Source organism: Variovorax sp. KBS0712 (genome assembly GCF_006323185.2).
Taxonomy (GTDB): domain Bacteria; phylum Pseudomonadota; class Gammaproteobacteria; order Burkholderiales; family Burkholderiaceae_C; genus Variovorax; species Variovorax boronicumulans.
On sequence record NZ_VCCD02000003.1, the window covers coordinates 116,396 to 132,485 of the forward strand.

Annotated in this window: 13 protein-coding genes; 2 read left to right on the forward strand and 11 right to left on the reverse strand. The window is 60.7% G+C overall.

What is annotated here, in order from left to right; translation table 11 throughout:
- Positions 1–120 precede the first annotated feature (120 nt).
- From FFI97_RS25385 to FFI97_RS25410, 6 genes are all read right to left on the reverse strand, one after another.
- Positions 121–1,023: a glycosyltransferase gene (locus tag FFI97_RS25385; protein ID WP_185993722.1), complete on the reverse strand. Its 903-nt coding sequence runs from the start codon at positions 1,021–1,023 to the stop codon at positions 121–123.
- Positions 1,020–1,550: an acyltransferase gene (locus tag FFI97_RS25390; protein WP_139701069.1), complete on the reverse strand. Its 531-nt coding sequence runs from the start codon at positions 1,548–1,550 to the stop codon at positions 1,020–1,022. The genes FFI97_RS25385 and FFI97_RS25390 overlap by 4 nt, the downstream gene beginning before the upstream one ends.
- Positions 1,543–2,958 carry a lipopolysaccharide biosynthesis protein gene (locus FFI97_RS25395; RefSeq protein ID WP_139701067.1) on the reverse strand — a complete coding sequence of 472 codons (1,416 nt, stop codon included), beginning with the start codon at positions 2,956–2,958 and terminating at the stop codon, positions 1,543–1,545. Before FFI97_RS25395 ends, FFI97_RS25390 begins: the two co-directional genes overlap by 8 nt.
- Positions 2,959–3,449: 491 nt before the next feature.
- Positions 3,450–4,616: an NAD-dependent epimerase/dehydratase family protein gene (locus tag FFI97_RS25400; protein WP_139701065.1), complete on the reverse strand. Its 1,167-nt coding sequence runs from the start codon at positions 4,614–4,616 to the stop codon at positions 3,450–3,452.
- Positions 4,617–4,627: 11 nt separating this feature from the next.
- Positions 4,628–5,911, reverse strand: coding sequence for a Vi polysaccharide biosynthesis UDP-N-acetylglucosamine C-6 dehydrogenase TviB (gene tviB, locus FFI97_RS25405; protein WP_139701063.1), 1,284 nt, complete (start codon positions 5,909–5,911; stop codon positions 4,628–4,630).
- A gap of 140 nt (positions 5,912–6,051) precedes the next feature.
- Entirely contained in the window at positions 6,052–7,125 is a 1,074-nt protein-coding gene (locus FFI97_RS25410; RefSeq protein WP_139701061.1) for a polysaccharide biosynthesis/export family protein, read from the reverse strand.
- Between the two features lie 753 nt (positions 7,126–7,878).
- On the opposite strand from FFI97_RS25410, the gene mscL reads away from it, so the two are divergent.
- Positions 7,879–8,310 (forward strand): large conductance mechanosensitive channel protein MscL, encoded by a 432-nt coding sequence (gene mscL / locus FFI97_RS25415; protein WP_139701059.1) that lies wholly within the window; start codon positions 7,879–7,881, stop codon positions 8,308–8,310.
- Positions 8,311–8,332: 22 nt separating this feature from the next.
- Here the strand turns inward: mscL and pdxA are convergent, their stop codons facing one another.
- From pdxA to FFI97_RS25430, 3 genes are read right to left on the reverse strand one after another with little or no spacing between them, the layout of a single operon-like run.
- Positions 8,333–9,373: a 4-hydroxythreonine-4-phosphate dehydrogenase PdxA gene (gene pdxA, locus FFI97_RS25420; RefSeq protein WP_139701057.1), complete on the reverse strand. Its 1,041-nt coding sequence runs from the start codon at positions 9,371–9,373 to the stop codon at positions 8,333–8,335.
- The gene (locus FFI97_RS25425) at positions 9,370–10,143 is read right to left on the reverse strand and encodes a Nif3-like dinuclear metal center hexameric protein (RefSeq protein ID WP_062473645.1); all 774 of its coding nucleotides are present in this window, start codon (positions 10,141–10,143) and stop codon (positions 9,370–9,372) included. The genes pdxA and FFI97_RS25425 overlap by 4 nt, the downstream gene beginning before the upstream one ends.
- Positions 10,140–11,492, reverse strand: a complete 1,353-nt coding sequence (locus FFI97_RS25430) for an MFS transporter (RefSeq protein ID WP_070059916.1) — start codon at positions 11,490–11,492, stop codon at positions 10,140–10,142. The genes FFI97_RS25425 and FFI97_RS25430 overlap by 4 nt, the downstream gene beginning before the upstream one ends.
- Positions 11,493–11,783: 291 nt before the next feature.
- Here FFI97_RS25430 and FFI97_RS25435 point away from each other — a divergent pair, with 291 nt between their 5' ends.
- Positions 11,784–12,944, forward strand: a complete 1,161-nt coding sequence (locus FFI97_RS25435) for a S1C family serine protease (RefSeq protein ID WP_062473641.1) — start codon at positions 11,784–11,786, stop codon at positions 12,942–12,944.
- An 81-nt stretch (positions 12,945–13,025) separates the two neighbouring features.
- On the opposite strand, the gene FFI97_RS25440 is transcribed toward FFI97_RS25435, so the two are convergent.
- Complete coding sequence (locus tag FFI97_RS25440) at positions 13,026–14,378, reverse strand: HlyD family type I secretion periplasmic adaptor subunit (RefSeq protein WP_235944236.1); 1,353 nt, start codon at positions 14,376–14,378, stop codon at positions 13,026–13,028.
- A complete protein-coding gene (locus FFI97_RS25445; protein ID WP_139701055.1) occupies positions 14,375–16,087 on the reverse strand; it encodes a type I secretion system permease/ATPase in 1,713 nt (570 codons plus the stop codon). The genes FFI97_RS25440 and FFI97_RS25445 overlap by 4 nt, the downstream gene beginning before the upstream one ends.
- Positions 16,088–16,090 lie beyond the last annotated feature (3 nt).

Below are 16,090 nucleotides of genomic sequence, written 5' to 3' on the forward strand. Positions count from 1 at the left end.
ATATAGCTATGCAATTTCTCTTTTATTCAAGCTCCATTTTTCAAAATGGCAATTGAAATAGCATTTTCTGCCACATTCAAGAGATTTGCCGACCCAAGCAATGTGCCGCAAGTTGCCGAATCAGGCCCGGCCGCCGCATTTATTCAGCAAGGAATACCCATATAAAAGATAATTTCTAATTCGCAACGGCTGATCGAATATCATTTTTTTTGCAATCTCGATTGCCTCTGCATGCAGTCCATATTTTTGAGCAAATCTAGCGTTTGCAAACATGATGTTATTTTTGATTGAGCGAGAGACTAAAGCGTACCGACTCAATCTCTCGATATTCGCCACAGTGTTCATGCGCTGATGAAATTGTTTCTTTCCCGAATCAATATTCGCCGACATACCAGGGTGGATTCTATATTCCGCGACCACTTGGTTATCGTAGAAGAATCTATACTTTTCAGCCACCCGCACCCAGAAATCCCAATCAGCAATTAAATTAGGGTTGGGATCATGCAATCCTACGTCCTCTAATACGACTCGTCGTACCATTCCCGCATGAACCGCGAAACGATTTCCCAGTATGATTTCGTCGAAAATGTCACCTGAAATATGCTGCGCCGGATATTTTTTTGACTCGAGCACTACCCTATTCATGAACTGATCACAATGCCAGGTGTCGCCATACACTACATCGTAATTCAAATTGGAATCCAATATTTTCACTTGGGTTTCAATTTTTTTTGGAAGTATGCGGTCATCCGCGTCCAATATCACGACGTAATCGCCACTACTTTTCGAAAACGCGTAATTTCTGGCAATATGCGCGCCTTGGTTCGGCTGCTGGTATATTTTTATTCTTTGATCGGAGGTCGCGTATTTTCTTGATATCTCGGCAGTCTCGTCTGTAGATCCGTCGTCTACTAGAATTAATTCCCACGACGCGAAGCTCTGTGATTGAACGCTCTGGATGGTTTCCGCAATATACGCAGCAGCGTTCCATGCTGCAACTAGTATGCTTACGCGTGGATTCATCTGTTTAGCTGAAATTGCTTTAGAAGAGCATCCTGCTGGCGCACAATGCATTCGGGTGTAATTTCCTTGCGCCAGTCGAACACCGGCTCCTGTAATTTGCCGGCCCGGGCCACAGCCAACTCCGCCGTGGTTCCGACAATTCTTGCCGGCGCACCTACCACAACAGCTCCATTAGGAATGTCTTTGGTGACAACCGCATTGCTCCCGACTATTACATCGTCGCCGATTTTAACCCCCGGCATAATCACCGCCCCGTAACCGACAAACACCCGATCACCGATCTCCACACCATCAAAGATGTATTTGCCAGTGGTTGGCAGCAAGCATGCATCATGTGTTAGCACAACACACTTTGGCGCCAGTACACAGTCCCGGCCTATTTTTATAAGCTGCGGCGCAATTCCGTCAAGATTATCTAAAGCGAACTGCGTACCAGCGCCTATTCGCAAAGATCTATATCGATAAAACTTGCTTTCGTTAGATATTTTTTTAATTCTTGAAATTATTTTCCCGAGTATTTTAAGCATATTTAGCACTTATAAGAGAAATTATTCTGCTTTTTAGTTTGAGCAAGAATATTTCACGAGAGAAATTCCAAAAGGAAAGAGTCAAATACAAAGAGAAAGAGATGAGCAGCGCCACAAGCATTTTTTTCCATGAATCAATTGCGACAGAAGCGCACGCAATCATTACCCCAAAGCCAATCAGAAAGAAGAATGTCAACTTTCGCATACTGCTTAGGACACCAATTTTTTCATTGTCAAAATAAGCATCTCTAAAAAATAGAAATGCGATCGTCAAACATCCAACGAAATATCCAAGTGCCACCCCATTCACTCCGTATTTTTTAGTTCCGAGCCAATCTATGCCAAGCATTACGACTACTCCGATGAAAAAGTACAGCACCCCTCGTTTTGGTTTGTCGTTCACAGAAAGATATAGCATTGCGATTCTTGCTTGTGCGTAAGCCACCTGCGCTCCGCAAATACAAAAGACAAAGAAATCTCCTGCATATAATTTTTCCCCCACGAGAAAAGACAGAAATTTTTCGCACACCACTATGATGAAAATTGATGATAGTGTGGTCAAAAACGCCAATGCAAGCTGCGCAGAAACTAGTGCGTCTTTATTTTTTTTTGACTCACCGCTTGGCTTGCTAAAATACGGAAAAAAAATCGCGCAAATAGGATTTATTACAACGCCAGCCAGTACGCAAAGAGAAAAGGTGGCAGCAAATGGCGCTAATTTTTCCAGCCCACCAAAATGGACCAACGCCAATCTAGCCCCATTTGTCAATGCCCATATCAGCAAAAAGGCAACAAACAAGGGTGTCGCAATTTTTGCGCTGCGTGAGAGCCAAATCATTAGCTCCTTAACACTCACCCGCGTCAGAAATGGGCCTTCGTAAAAGAACCACAGCACCACCCAAAGTGCAAATTCCACCACTATGAGCGACACCATCAGCACAATCGGACTACCCATCACCACGCCAATAGATATCGCTGAAAGTTGCATCAACTGCTGCGTTATTTGCACAGTGCCATATGCCTTGAATCTCTTTTGCCCTTGATAATTTACCAGGAAGAAATGATTAAGCGTCAGTGCAAAAATGTAGATTATCAAATATCGAACGTACTCAGCATAACCTCCATCTCCCCATACAGACAAAGAAATCTCTTTCGAGAAAAAGCTCCCCGCCAATATCAATAAAGAAATATTTATAGCCAGCAAAAGCAAAAAAGACATGCGGGCGATTTTCTGGTTGTTCTTTGTCGCAATTGAAGAAACGAGCGGGGCATCAAAACTGAGGACCGCGAGCTGTACGCCAAATGTTGCAAAAACCATAAATTGGGCAAGCATCGCGTAATTTTCGTGCCCCAATTTTGTCATTAACTTTAGGCTTAGAATGCCTTTTACCAAAGCAAACAATGTCACGAAAATTTGAAAGGAGACGGCTTTTATGCTCAATTCTTTCTCACAAGTAATTTTTAAGGTGTTGGTTTTCTTGAGCTAGGGATCTAACTCAGACACATACCTCAGGGATTACCACGATGGATTGTTTGTCGATATGACGGCGGCCGTCCTTATACTTCCATACATTCACAAGGCGGCAGACTACTTATAACGCGATGAATTGGGGACCAGGACCACATGGCAAAGGCCAGGTAGATACAAGCCACTTGCCTCTGCCGAAATCCCGATCAATAACGTGATGAAATAGTTCACAATGCGTTTCGATTCGAGCAGGATTAAATCCTGATACCTCTAGCGCGAACGGAGAGGTCATAACATAATGCAATGCTCCGCCGGAATCGATCCGTCGTATGCGTGCTGTGCTATTCCACTTGGTCTCATGCAGAGCTTTCCAAAAAAATTCAACCCAGCATGACAATACGCTTTACAAGCCTCGGCTAATTTGTAGATTACTACTGACCTAGCTCAGCTTGCTCAATATACCAAGGCATCGCTAGCTCTAATCCCTCTTTTATTCGGTGAGTGGGCGTATAGCCCAACATGCGCTCGGCCTTGCCTATATCGGCGAGGCTGTGCCGCACGTCACCCGAACGAAAATCACGATATACAGGCGTTACATTCTGCAGGCGGGGATATCGCAGCGATAGATTGCGATGCAATTCAACGTAGAGATCGTTTAGAGTGGTACGATCTCCGACGGCGATGTTGTAAACCTGATTGACGGGGGAGAAGTCTTCATGTGCTTCCCCTTGAACTCGAGAAGGTGTGGATTGCTCTACTACCAACGGGAAGTCAACCACGGTGGCAGCCAACAAATTTGCTTGCACTACGTTAGCGATAAAGCAGAAGTCGCGGCTGGTTTCCCCGTCGCCGTTAATGTAAACGGGTTTGCCTTGTAGCAAGCCTGCAATCCATTTGGGAATAACGGCGGCGTAGGCTCCTTCAGGGTCCTGCCGCGGGCCAAACACGTTGAAATAGCGCAAGCCAATCGTATTAAAGCTATAGCACCGAGAAAACACGTCTGCATACAGTTCGTTTACGTATTTTGTTACGGCGTATGGACTTAGGGGCTTACCAATTACGTGCTCGACTTTGGGTAACCCAGGATGGTCCCCATAGGTGCTGCTACTTGCTGCATACGTAAAGCTTTTAACACCAGCATCGCGCGCAGCCACTAGCATGTTCAAGAAACCGGCGATATTTACGTCATTGGTTTTGACAGGGTCTGCCAAGCTACGGGGAACACTGCCAAGAGCGGCTTGATGAAGGATGTATTCCACAGGTTCATTGCGCCTTTCGCTACCGCCCGACGGGACATCTGAGAGGGGAAAGACCATGGCACGTTGGCAAACATCGGCATCGCGGATATCGCCCTCAATGAAATGAAAGTTAGTCCACTGCTCAGGCGTTACCAAGGCTCGGACCTCGGTCAAGTTGCGCAAGTGACCGGTGGCAAAACTGTCAAGGCCAACCACGCGTTGATTGAGCTTTAGCAGGGCCTCCAACAAATTGCTGCCGATGAAGCCTGCTACGCCGGTGACGAGCCACGTGTGGGGTTCGATACGCAAATGGGCGCGAAGCTTGTCGTAGGCCGCCGGCTTGGGCATTGGTTGGTTCATTAGGACCACGCTTACAGCCGGCCGTCTGCAGCGCCGAGAGGCAACAGACTCTTCACATCGAACAGTACAGCATCGGGTTGACCAAGCGCCTTGATGCCGGCTTCACCCATGGCTACGAATTGATGGTGGCCCACTGCCAATACGATGGCAGCGTACTGGCCGATAGCGGGCATTTCCGTCAAGCACCGCAGCCCATATTCATGCTCAGCCTCCGCCACGTCGATCCACGGGTCAAAGACATCGACCTGCGTGTTGTAGCCCTTCAAGGTGCGCACGATATCCACCACCTTGGTGTTGCGCACATCGGGGCAGTTTTCCTTGAAGGTCAGCCCCAGTACTAGCACCTTGCTGTTCAGCACGGGCAGATTCTTGCGCAGCATGAGCTTGACGACTTCATCGGCAACATGCGAAGCCATGTTGTCGTTGATGCGCCGCCCGGCCAGGATCACCTCGGGGTGATAACCCACTTCCACCGCCTTGTGCGTCAGATAATAAGGATCCACACCAATGCAGTGGCCGCCCACAAGTCCCGGGCGAAAAGGCAGGAAGTTCCACTTGGTGCCCGCGGCTTGCAGCACTTCAAGAGTGTCGATGCCGAGCCGATGAAAGATGAGACTGAGCTCATTCATAAGCGCAATGTTCACATCGCGCTGCGTGTTTTCGATCACCTTGGCAGCTTCAGCCACTTTGATGCTGCTGGCCTTGTGGGTACCAGCAACGATGATCTGGCGATACAACTGGTCGACGACCTCGGCGACTTCCGGCGTGCTGCCGCTGGTCACCTTCTTGATGTTAGGCAGGCGGTGCTCCTTATCGCCAGGGTTGATTCGCTCCGGGCTGTAGCCGCAGAAGAAATCAACATTGAATTTCTTGCCGCTGAATTTTTCCAGCACGGGCACACACACTTCTTCCGTCGCACCGGGATAGACCGTCGATTCGAAGATGACGATTGCACCCTTCGACATGACCTTGCCGACGGTTTCGCTGGCCTTGACCAGCGGCGTCAGATCGGGACGGTTCGCGTTGTCGATCGGGGTAGGCACAGTCACGATGAAGACCGCACAGTCGCGCAAGTCATCGGCATGCGACGTGAACACAAGTTGGGTCGCCGCCTTCAACTCTTCGCTAGTGGTTTCGAGTGTGTGATCGTGTCCACCCTGCAGCTCTGTGATGCGTTTTGCATTGATGTCGAAGCCGACCACCCGCCGCTTCTTGCCAAATTCCACGGCGAGGGGAAGGCCCACGTAGCCGAGGCCGATGATCGCGATAGGTTGAGTTGATTGAATGACTTGCATGTTGAAAGCACTGGAGACGAAAAATTGGCGACAGACTCAGTCAAGAGCCATGCCGCCACACCGCATTCGCGGCTGCTGACTTCAAAAGCAGTCAGACCCGTCACGCGAACCTCAAGAACTCGGTCCGGGTCCAGACTCGATTAGCGATGCCTGATGTAAACCTCGCTGGCGTTGTTGACCACCTGTGCCGACGGCAGGATCAAGCTGACCACACGGTTCCACTTGACCAGCGGCACCGGATCGACGTACACGACGTCATGCGACTGCAACCGGAACTGGCTTGCCAACGCCAACGTCGCCGGATTCTTGGCGTTCAGATGGAAGATGGCCGGTGCGCCGGTCACGCCTTGGCGAATCACATAGATCTGGCCGGCATTGGAAGTGGTCGTCATCGGACCACCCGCCTCGCCCAGAGCCTCGCTCAAGCTCAAACGGCCATTGCTGCGCATGGACAGAGCAACGGGCGCCATGATTTCGCCCATCACGAAAACCTTGGAGTCTTCCCGGTGCGCCACGCGGACGGTGTCACCGTTCTTCAGGGGAATGTTGTTCCCGTCGTAACCGGCCTCACGCAACTGGGTCATATCGATCGGGACCGACCGACCATCGCGAATGAGGGTGACGGCCGAGCGATTGGCATTGGCCGTCATGCCGCCGGCGCGGTTTATCGCCTCGTTCAGCGTCATGGGCACGTCGGTGAAGATCTGCGATCCCGGATTGCGTATTTCACCTTCAATATAGGCGCGGCGGCTTCGGAAGGACTGGATGCGCACCGTCACTTGGGGATCGCGAATGTGCGGCCGCAGAAGCTTTCCGATCAGGTCAGAAGCGTCGCCTTCGCTCAGCCCTGCCACGCGCACGCGACCTATGTAGGGAAAGGCAATCTCACCATCCGCATCGACGATGAAGCCTGGCGCCACCTGCACACCAGTCGGGTCGGCCGACTGCGAAATCACAGCACCCGCATTGGGCAGCAGCTCAGGGTGGTCGTACACGATGACGCCCACGACGTCACCCGACCCGATGGTGTAGCGAGCCCCCTTGCCAAACAGCGCTTGCACCTCAGGCGGCACGCCCTTCGGCGACACCTCTGCCAGCGTACGCACCAACGCCAGCGAGATAGGCGTGATTTCGCCTTCAGGCGCTTCATCGGGAAGGTAGCGGAACTGTGACGGCAGCTCGCCACCCGCTTCGTAAGGCTCCACCGAACCCATGCCGGGCACCACGGCACAGCCTTGGAGCAATACCGCGCCGGCAAGCGCTACCCACGCGAGGGCTTTCGCATCTCTTCTCAATTCAGGTCCCTTGAAAGTCAGTCAGTCGTATCAACAACGAAGCGGCGAAAGAACAGCAATTCCCGGAGGCATGCGAGGCTCGCACATCCGCTCTCTTGTATCGCGCTTCTTTTTCAAACACTTGTGATCGCCGCCACTACGCGGCACCATTTATGTAAAAATTTGAACAGCTAAAGTCGCGCTGAAACTGGCAAATTCAGGCAACAAAGGTGCAGAATTCATCGCGGGGTCACGCAAGAATCTGGTGCACCCAGGGCGAATGCGCTCCGACAGACAGAAGTCTTGAAGGTCGATTTCGCGCGGCCGCTCCCCACTGCTCCCCTCTCATCGTACCAGTGCAGTGCACTGTCAATGGGGCTTTGCCTGCGTTCCAGGATGCTTCCGGAATGCTCGTACGGCGCCGTTTTGCCTTCTTTTCGAGAGCAAAACACGGCGTATCCGACCGGTTCTACCCATCCCGCGAAATTGGAAACAAGACGTTCCAAAGCGTAGTCGGCAACGGTTAGCTACGGAGACTGGGTACCCTCCGTCCGTTCCAGGCAGGGAACCGCCAGCGGTCATTCCTGAGTTGCGGCCCCGCATCACCCGCCGCGCCGCCCGTCTTGGCCCCCCGCTTCCACAGGCATACTGGCACCCCTTTCAACAGCAGGTCTTCAGCACCCTTTCTGAATCATGAGCATCCTCAGCGAATTCAAGGAGTTTGCCGTCAAGGGCAACGTCATCGACCTCGCCGTCGGCGTGATCATCGGGGCGGCGTTCGGCAAGATCGTCGACTCGCTCGTGGCCGACATCATCATGCCGCTCGTGGGCATGGTGTTCGGGAAGCTCGACTTCTCGAACCTCTATGTAATCCTGGGCACGGTGCCGCCGGGCGTGGCGAACACGCTGGCGGAGCTGAAGAAGGCCGGCGTGCCGGTGCTGGCGTATGGCAACTTCATCACGATTGCTGTCAATTTCGTGATCCTCGCCTTCATCATCTTCATCATGGTCAAGCAGATCAACAAGCTGCGCAAGACCGAAGAGGCCGCCCCCGCAGCGCCGGCCGCCACGCCGGAAGACATCACGCTGCTGCGCGAAATCCGCGACAGCCTGAAGCGCCCCTGAGCTTTTCTTGCTGGCCGCGCGCTCAGGCGCCGGCCAGCGTTCGCGCCATGCGCAACGCCTCGACAAGGCTCGACGCATCGGCCACGCCCTGGCCCGCGATGTCGAACGCCGTGCCGTGATCCGGGCTGGTGCGCACCAGCGGCAGCCCGAGCGTCACGTTCACGCCCTTCTCCACCCCGAGGTACTTGACCGGGATCAGGCCCTGGTCGTGGTACATCGCGATCACCACGTCGAACTCGCCGCTGGACGGCACGCCGGCCTTGGCGCGCGCGCGCATGAAGACGGTGTCGGGCGCATGGGGCCCCTGGGCGTCGATGCCCTCAGCGCGTGCGGCCTCGATGGCCGGCGCGATGACGGTGCGCTCTTCCGAACCGAACAGGCCGCCCTCGCCCGCGTGCGGGTTGAGCCCCGCCACGCCGATGCGCGGCGGCCGGCCGAGCGCGTGGGTCAGCGCGCGATGGGTGATGCGCAGCGTGTCCAGCACGCCGTCGAAGCGCACGGCCTCGATGGCGTCGCGCAGCGACATGTGGATGCTCACGAGCACGGTGCGCAACTCGTCGTTGGCCAGCATCATGCGCACGGGCACGTCGGCCACGGTGCGGCCCAGGTGGGCGGCGGCCTCGGCCTGCAGCAGCTCGGTGTGGCCGGGGTACGGAAAGCCGGCCGCGGCCAGCGCCTCCTTGTGCAGCGGTGCGGTGACGAGGGCCGAGATCTCGCCGCGCAACGCGGCACGCGCGGCCCACACCACGCAGTCGCCAGCGGCGCGCCCGGCCTCGGCGCTGATGCGCCCCTGCACGATGCCTTTCGGCGGCGCGATCACCTGCAGCACCGGGATGCACCCCGGCGGCACGGTGGCCGCCTCAGCGACGCTGGCGATCTCCACGACAGGCCACGCCAGTCGCCCCGGCGCCGCGAGCGCCTGCGACGCACGGCGCAGCGTGCCGACGTCGCCGGCCACGAACGCCCCGCGCACGGCGTCGGGCGCGTCGCGGAAGGCCTTGGCAATGATCTCGGGGCCGATGCCCGCCGGGTCGCCGAGCGTGATCGCGATCGGCGCCTTCATGCGGGGTTGTCGATGTCGATGAATTCGTGCTTCAGCCCGAGCTGGGCCGCCACGTGGGCGGCCACGGCCTGCGCGCCGTAGCGCTCGGTGGCGTGGTGGCCGCAGGCCAGGAAGGCCACGCCCAGTTCGCGGGCGTAGTGCGCCTGCGGCTCGGAAATCTCGCCGGTGATGAAGGCGTCGGCGCCGGCCGCAATGGCAGCCTCGAAGTAGCCCTGAGCGCCGCCCGTGCACCATGCGATGTTCTTGATCGGGCGGTGGGCCGTGTCGACCAGCGTGACGGGCCGCTTCAGCACCTTCTCGACATGGGTCGCCAGGGCCTTGGCGCTCGCGAAGTTTTCGCCGTTCTCGCGCGCGCCCAGGAAGCCCAGCTCCTGCTCGCCGAAACGGCCGGCCGATCCCGGGTGCGCCACGAGCCCCAGCTGCAGGCCGAGTTGCGCGTTGTTGCCCAGCTCGGGGTGCGCGTCGAGCGGCAGGTGGTAGGCGAAGAGGTTGACGTCGTCGCCCAGCAGCAGGCCCAGGCGCTGCTTCATCCAGCCGGTGACGCAGCCGTCCTGGCCGCGCCAGAACAGGCCGTGGTGGACGAAGATGGCATCCGCCTCGGCGTGGATCGCGGCCTCGATCAGCGCGCGGCTGGCGGTCACGCCCGAGACGATCTTGCGGACCACGGTGCGCCCCTCGACCTGCAGGCCGTTGGGTCCGTAGTCCTTGAAGCGCCCGGGGGCCAGCAGCAGGTCGAATGCGTGAAGCAGTTCGTGGCGTGTGGTGCTCATCGCGACATTGTCGCGCTCCCTGCGGCCGGCGCGCCATCGCGCATCGGGTGGCCGCGTGCGGCCAGGGGCCACAGGGCCAGCAGGAAGCCCAGCGCCGCCAGCGCGGCGACGTAGTGCGCCGGCGCCATGGTGTCGTGCTGCAGCCAGAGCGTGAGGATCACCGGCGTCAGGCCGCCGAAGACGGCATAAGACATGTTGTAGGCGAACGAAAGCCCCGTGAAGCGCACCGGCGCCGGAAAGGCGCGCACGCCCGCGATCGGCACCGTGGCGATGGTGCCCACGAAGAGACCCACCAGCCCGTAGTGCCAGAACAGCGTGGCCGGCGTGCCGGGCAGCCCGGTGTAGAACAGGTAGGCGGTGGCAAAGAGGCCGCCCCAGCCGATAAGCATCACGGCACGCGTGCCGATGCGGTCGCTGGCCCAGCCGACGATCACGCAGCCGATGGTCAGGGTCAGCGTGGCGAGCGCGTTGGCCTCGAGCGCCAGCGCCGCCGGAATGTGGTGCACCTTCTGCAGGTAGGTGGGCGTGTACAGCACCACCACGACGATGGCGGCCGACAGCACCCAGGTCTGCAGCCCCACGTACACGCTCGCCAGGCGGTGTTCGCGCAGCACGGTGCGCAGCGGCAGCTCGCGGGCGACCGTCTTGCGACCGGCCAGCTCCTTGAAGACCGGCGTCTCGTGCAAAAAGCGGCGCAGGTAGACCGAGAACAGCCCGAACACACCGCCCAGGATGAAGGGAATGCGCCAGGCGAAGTCGTTCACCTGCTCCGGCGAGTAGTGGCGGTTGATGGCCACGGCCACCAGCGAGCCCAGCAGGATGCCGCCGGTGATGCCCGAGGTCAGCGTGCCGATGCCGAAGCCGTAGCGCTTGGCCGGCACGTGCTCGCCCACGAACACCCAGGCGCCGGGCATCTCGCCGCCGATGGCCGCGCCCTGCAGCACGCGCATGGCCAGCAGCAGCAGGGGCGCCGCGACGCCGATGCTCGCGTAGGTGGGCAAGAGGCCGATCACCAGCGTGGGCGCCGCCATCAGGAAGATCGACAGCGTGAACATGCGCTTGCGCCCCAGCAGGTCGCCGAAGTGCGCGATGACGATGCCGCCCACGGGCCGCGCGAGGTAGCCCGCCGCGAAGATGCCGAAGGTCTGCAGCTGGCGCAGCCAGTCGGGCATGTCGGCGGGGAAGAACAGCGCGCCCAGCACGGTCGCGAAGAAGACGTAGATGACGAAGTCGTAGAACTCGAGCGTGCCGCCGAGGGCGGACAGGGCCAGGGTCTTGTAGTCGCGCGCATCGAGCGTGCGCGCCGGAGCGGGCGTGGCGCCGTCCGTGTAGGTAGCTTCTGAGGTCATGGCAGCAGGGGTATCGTGGCCGCTCGCCTGCCTTGAACCGGATAGGGGCAGGGCGTGGCACGCCGACGAAAGAATCGCCTGGCCACGCCCGCCGGGTGGGCGGCGCGGAAGGCCTGAGGGGGCGATCCGGGTCGGATCGCCTGCCGATACTAAGGGTTAGCCCGTATTCACGCCCCGCAGGCCGCGCAATCTCGACCCTGCCGCGCGGTCTATGGCGCCAGGCCGGTTGAGGGACAATTGCAACCGGCGCCGTCTTTCAGCGCTTTTCCAACGCTCTTTCTTCAAGCTTTCATGAAACGCACCTGGCTGCTCTTTGCCCAAGCCGTGACCGTCCTGCTGGCGGCCTACTTCGTCGTCGCGACGCTCAAGCCCGAGTGGATACACAAGCGCTCGACCTCGCTGGGCGGCGTGGTGTCGATCGTGGAAGCGCCCAGCGGCGCGCCGGCCGTGCCCGCCGCGGGCAGCCTGAGCGCGGCGGCCAAGAAGGCCTCGCCGGCGGTCGTGAGCATCAACACCAGCAAGGCCGCGCAGCGCCACCCGCGCAGCAACGACCCCTGGTTCCGCTTCTTCTTCGGCGACCAGGCCGACCAGCCCCAGGTGGGCCTGGGCAGCGGCGTGATCGTGAGCACCGACGGCTACATCCTCACCAACAACCACGTGGTCGAGGGCGCCGACGAAATCGAAGTCACCCTGAACGACAGCCGCCACGCGCGCGGCAAGGTGATCGGCACCGACCCCGACACCGACCTGGCCGTGCTCAAGATCGAGCTCGACAAGCTGCCGGTGATCGTGCTGGGCAACTCCGACGAGCTGCTGGTGGGCGACCAGGTGCTGGCCATCGGCAACCCCTTCGGCGTGGGCCAGACCGTGACCAGCGGCATCGTCTCGGCGCTGGGCCGCAACCAGCTGGGCATCAACCAGTTCGAGAACTTCATCCAGACCGACGCGGCCATCAACCCCGGCAACTCGGGCGGCGCGCTGATCGACGTCAACGGCAACCTGCAGGGCATCAACACCGCGATCTACTCGCGCTCGGGCGGCAGCATGGGCATCGGCTTCGCCATTCCGGTGTCGATGGCCAAGATCGTGCTCGAGGGCATCGTGAAGGAAGGCCAGGTACGCCGCGGCTGGATCGGCGTCGAGCCGAGCGACCTGTCGCCCGAACTGGCCGAGACCTTCGGCGTGAAGGCCGACGCGGGCGTGATCATCACCGGCGTGCTGCAGAACGGCCCCGCCGCCAAGGCCGGCATCCGCCCGGGCGACGTGATCACCTCGGTGGGCGAGAAGAAGACCGACAGCGTGCAGGCCCTGCTGACCGCCGTGGCCGGCCTCAAGCCGGGCGACACCGCACGCTTCGCGCTGCAGCGCGGCACCGACAAGATGGAACTGGACGTGACGCCGGGACTGCGGCCGAAGAGCCCGATCCGGCAGCAGTTGCCCAACAACGAGTAGGCGAGAGACGCCGGAAGCGGCTCCGGCCGCAGACCTCAGACAGCAAGCGGACGGCAGGCCCGGCTGAGCGCTCGCGGCGCATCAACGCTCGCGCGCGGCGCGGCGCAGCACCTGGGTGATCGGCTCCACCAGGTACTGGAGTGCGGTGCGCTCCTCCCCCTGCAGATAGATCTCGGCGGGCATGCCGGCAAGCAGCTTCAGGTCTCCCGCGGTCGCGAGCGCAGCCCTGTCGGCCTCGACCAGCACCGAGTAGTAGGGCGCGTTGGTCGCACGGTCGATCAGGCGGTCGCCCGACACATAGATCACCTTGCCGTGCACCAGCTGCGTGGTGCGGTACTTGAATGCCGTGAAGCGGATGTCGGCCAGCTGCCCGCGCCGGATCCGGCCGATGTCCTCGGGACGCACGCGCGCATCGGTCACCAGGCGGCTGTCGTCCGGCACGACGTCGGCGATGGTTTCGCGAGGCGGGATCACTGCGCCGGGCGTCGAATACTTCAGATCGATGATCTCGCCGCTGGCCGGCGCCGTGATCACCTGGCGCGCCGAGGCGTCGGCCGACTTGCGCCGCTCCTGCTCGATCTCGGCCAGCCGGGCCGCCGTGACCTTGAGCTGGTCGCTCGCCTGCTGGCGGTAGTCGCTCTCCAGCGAGCGGATGCGCAGATCGGCATCGACCGTGCGCTGCTCGGCGCGCGCCAACTCCGCGCGCCGCTCCTCGATCTTCACGCCGTAGTCGGCCACGGTGCCTTCGAGCTGCGCGATGCGCGTGGCCGAGACGAAGCCGTCGTTGAGCAGCTTGCGGTTGGTCTCCAGATCGTTCTTCTGGAACTTCATCGACTCGCTCGCCCGCATGATCTGGGCGCGCAGCGCGACGATTTCCTCCGCCACCTTCTCGCGCTGCGAACGCAAAAGCCGCACCTGCCCCACCAGCGCATCGCGCCGCGCCTCGAACAGTGCGCGCTCCTTGTCCAGCTGCGCTGCCAGGCGCGGGTCGGCTGCCGCGGTCTCGACCACGTCGGGAGGAAAGGCGATCGCGCGCGCCATGGTCTGCTCCGCATCGAGCCGCGCGAGGCTGGCGCGCTCGGTCTTGACGCGGTGGTCCAGCCGGTTGCTGTCGGCATCGACCGAGACGTCGCCCAGCACCAGCAAGGGCTCCCCCTGCCGCACATGCTGGCCGTCGCGCACCAGGACCTCGCGCACGATGCCGCCCTCGGCATGCTGCACCGGGCGCCGGTTCAGGTCCACCTTCACGTGGGCCTGCGCCACCACGGCGGACGACAGCGGCGCGAAGCTCAGCCACGCAGCGGCCGGCAGCAGTCCGCAGACCAGCACGGCCAGGCCCCAGTGCGTCAGGCGGCGCATTTCGCGCACATGGAGCGCCAGCGGGTCGTTGGCCGCGATCGCGTGTGCCGCGTGGTTCATGGCACCTGGATTCATGACACCTTCTCCGCAGGGCGCGGCGGCATCATCACCACCTGGGCGCCGCCCGTGTTCTGGCCCGAGCGCCGGATCGTCTGCATCACTTCCTCCACCGGTCCGTACTGCTTGACACGGCCGGCCTCCAGCACCAGCAGCTTGTCCATGTGCTGCACCAACGCGCTGCGGTGCGTGACGACGACCACCGTGACCTGCCCGCGCAGCGCCCTCAAGGCCTCGCCCAGCGCCAGTTCGCCCGCCCCGTCCAGGTTGGAGTTGGGCTCGTCCAGCACCAGCAGCTTCGGGTTGCCATAGAGCGCGCGTGCCAGCGCGATGCGCTGGCGCTGGCCCGGCGACAGCATCACGCCCATGTTGTCGACGACGGTGTCGTAGCCCTCGGGCAGTGTCAGGATCAGCGCATGCACGCCGGCACGCTGCGCCGCTTGCACGACCTTGTCCGGGTCGACCTCGCCCAGCCGCGCGATGTTGTCGGCGACGGTGCCGGCGAACAGCTCGACATCCTGCGGCACATAGCCGAGCCAGGGGCCAAGTTCTTCGCGCGGCCATTGCGCGAGGTCGACGTCGTCCAGCCGCACGACACCTGCGTGGGGCCGCCACAGGCCGGTCAGCAGGCGCACCAGGGTCGACTTGCCGGCACCGCTGGGGCCGGTGATGGCCAGCGACTCGCCGGGCTCCAGGCTCAGCGAGACGCCGGCAAGAATCATCCGTTCGCCCTGCGCAGGCCGGAACACGAGGCTCTCCGCGTACAGCCGGCCGCTCGGCGCCGGCAGCGCCATGCGTTGCGGCTGGCGCTCGGCGGCGCCCAGCACTTCGGACAGGCGCGCGAAGGCCAGGCGCCCCTCGGCCAGCACGCGCCAGCTCCCCACCACCTGTTCGACCGGCGCCAGCGCCCGGCCGAGCAGGATGGTGCAGGCCACCAGGATGCCCGGCGTGCCTTCGCCCGTGATGACGAGGTAGGCGCCCAGTGCCTGCAACAGGACCTGCACCGCCTGGCGCGTGGTGCGCGTGAGCGCAGCCATCGCCACCGACTTGCGCGCAGTCGGCCCCTGCAGCGCGGCGACGCCGGCGTTGAGATTCCGCCAGCGCCCGATCACCGCCTCTCCCATTCCGAGCGACTGCGCCAGCTCCGCGTTCTGCATCGAGGCTTCGAGGTAGCGCGTGGCCCTGGCGGCTTCCTTCTGCAGGGCTTCGATATCGCGGCGCGTGATGCGGTCGTTCACCACGGCAAGAACGAGCATCAGCACCGACGCGATGGCCGCGGCCATGCCCAGCATCGGATGCGCCAGCCAGATGACCGCGACATAGACGAATGTCCATGGCACATCGAACAGGGCCAGCAGCCCCTGGGAGGAAAACAGGTTGCGCAGCGCCGCGACGTCGCGCAAGCCTTCGCAGGGCGCGCGCTCGGCGCGGCGCGCCGTGCGGGCCAGCATGACCTTGGCCACCACCGGCGACAGCTGATCGGCGATCAGGTTGCCCGCGACGCCCTGCAGCCGGCTGCGCAGGTAGTCCAGCACCAGCATCAGGCCGAGCGCCACGGCGACGCCGAGCAGCAGCACCAGCAGCGTCTCCCGGCTCTGGCTCGTCAGCACGCGGTCGAAGACCTGCAGCATGAAGAGCGCGGGGGCGAGCAGCAGCAAGTTCACGAAGAACGAGAAGCCCGCGACAAAAAGAAGCGGTCGCTCGAGAAGCTGCAGAAGAGGCTTCATGTC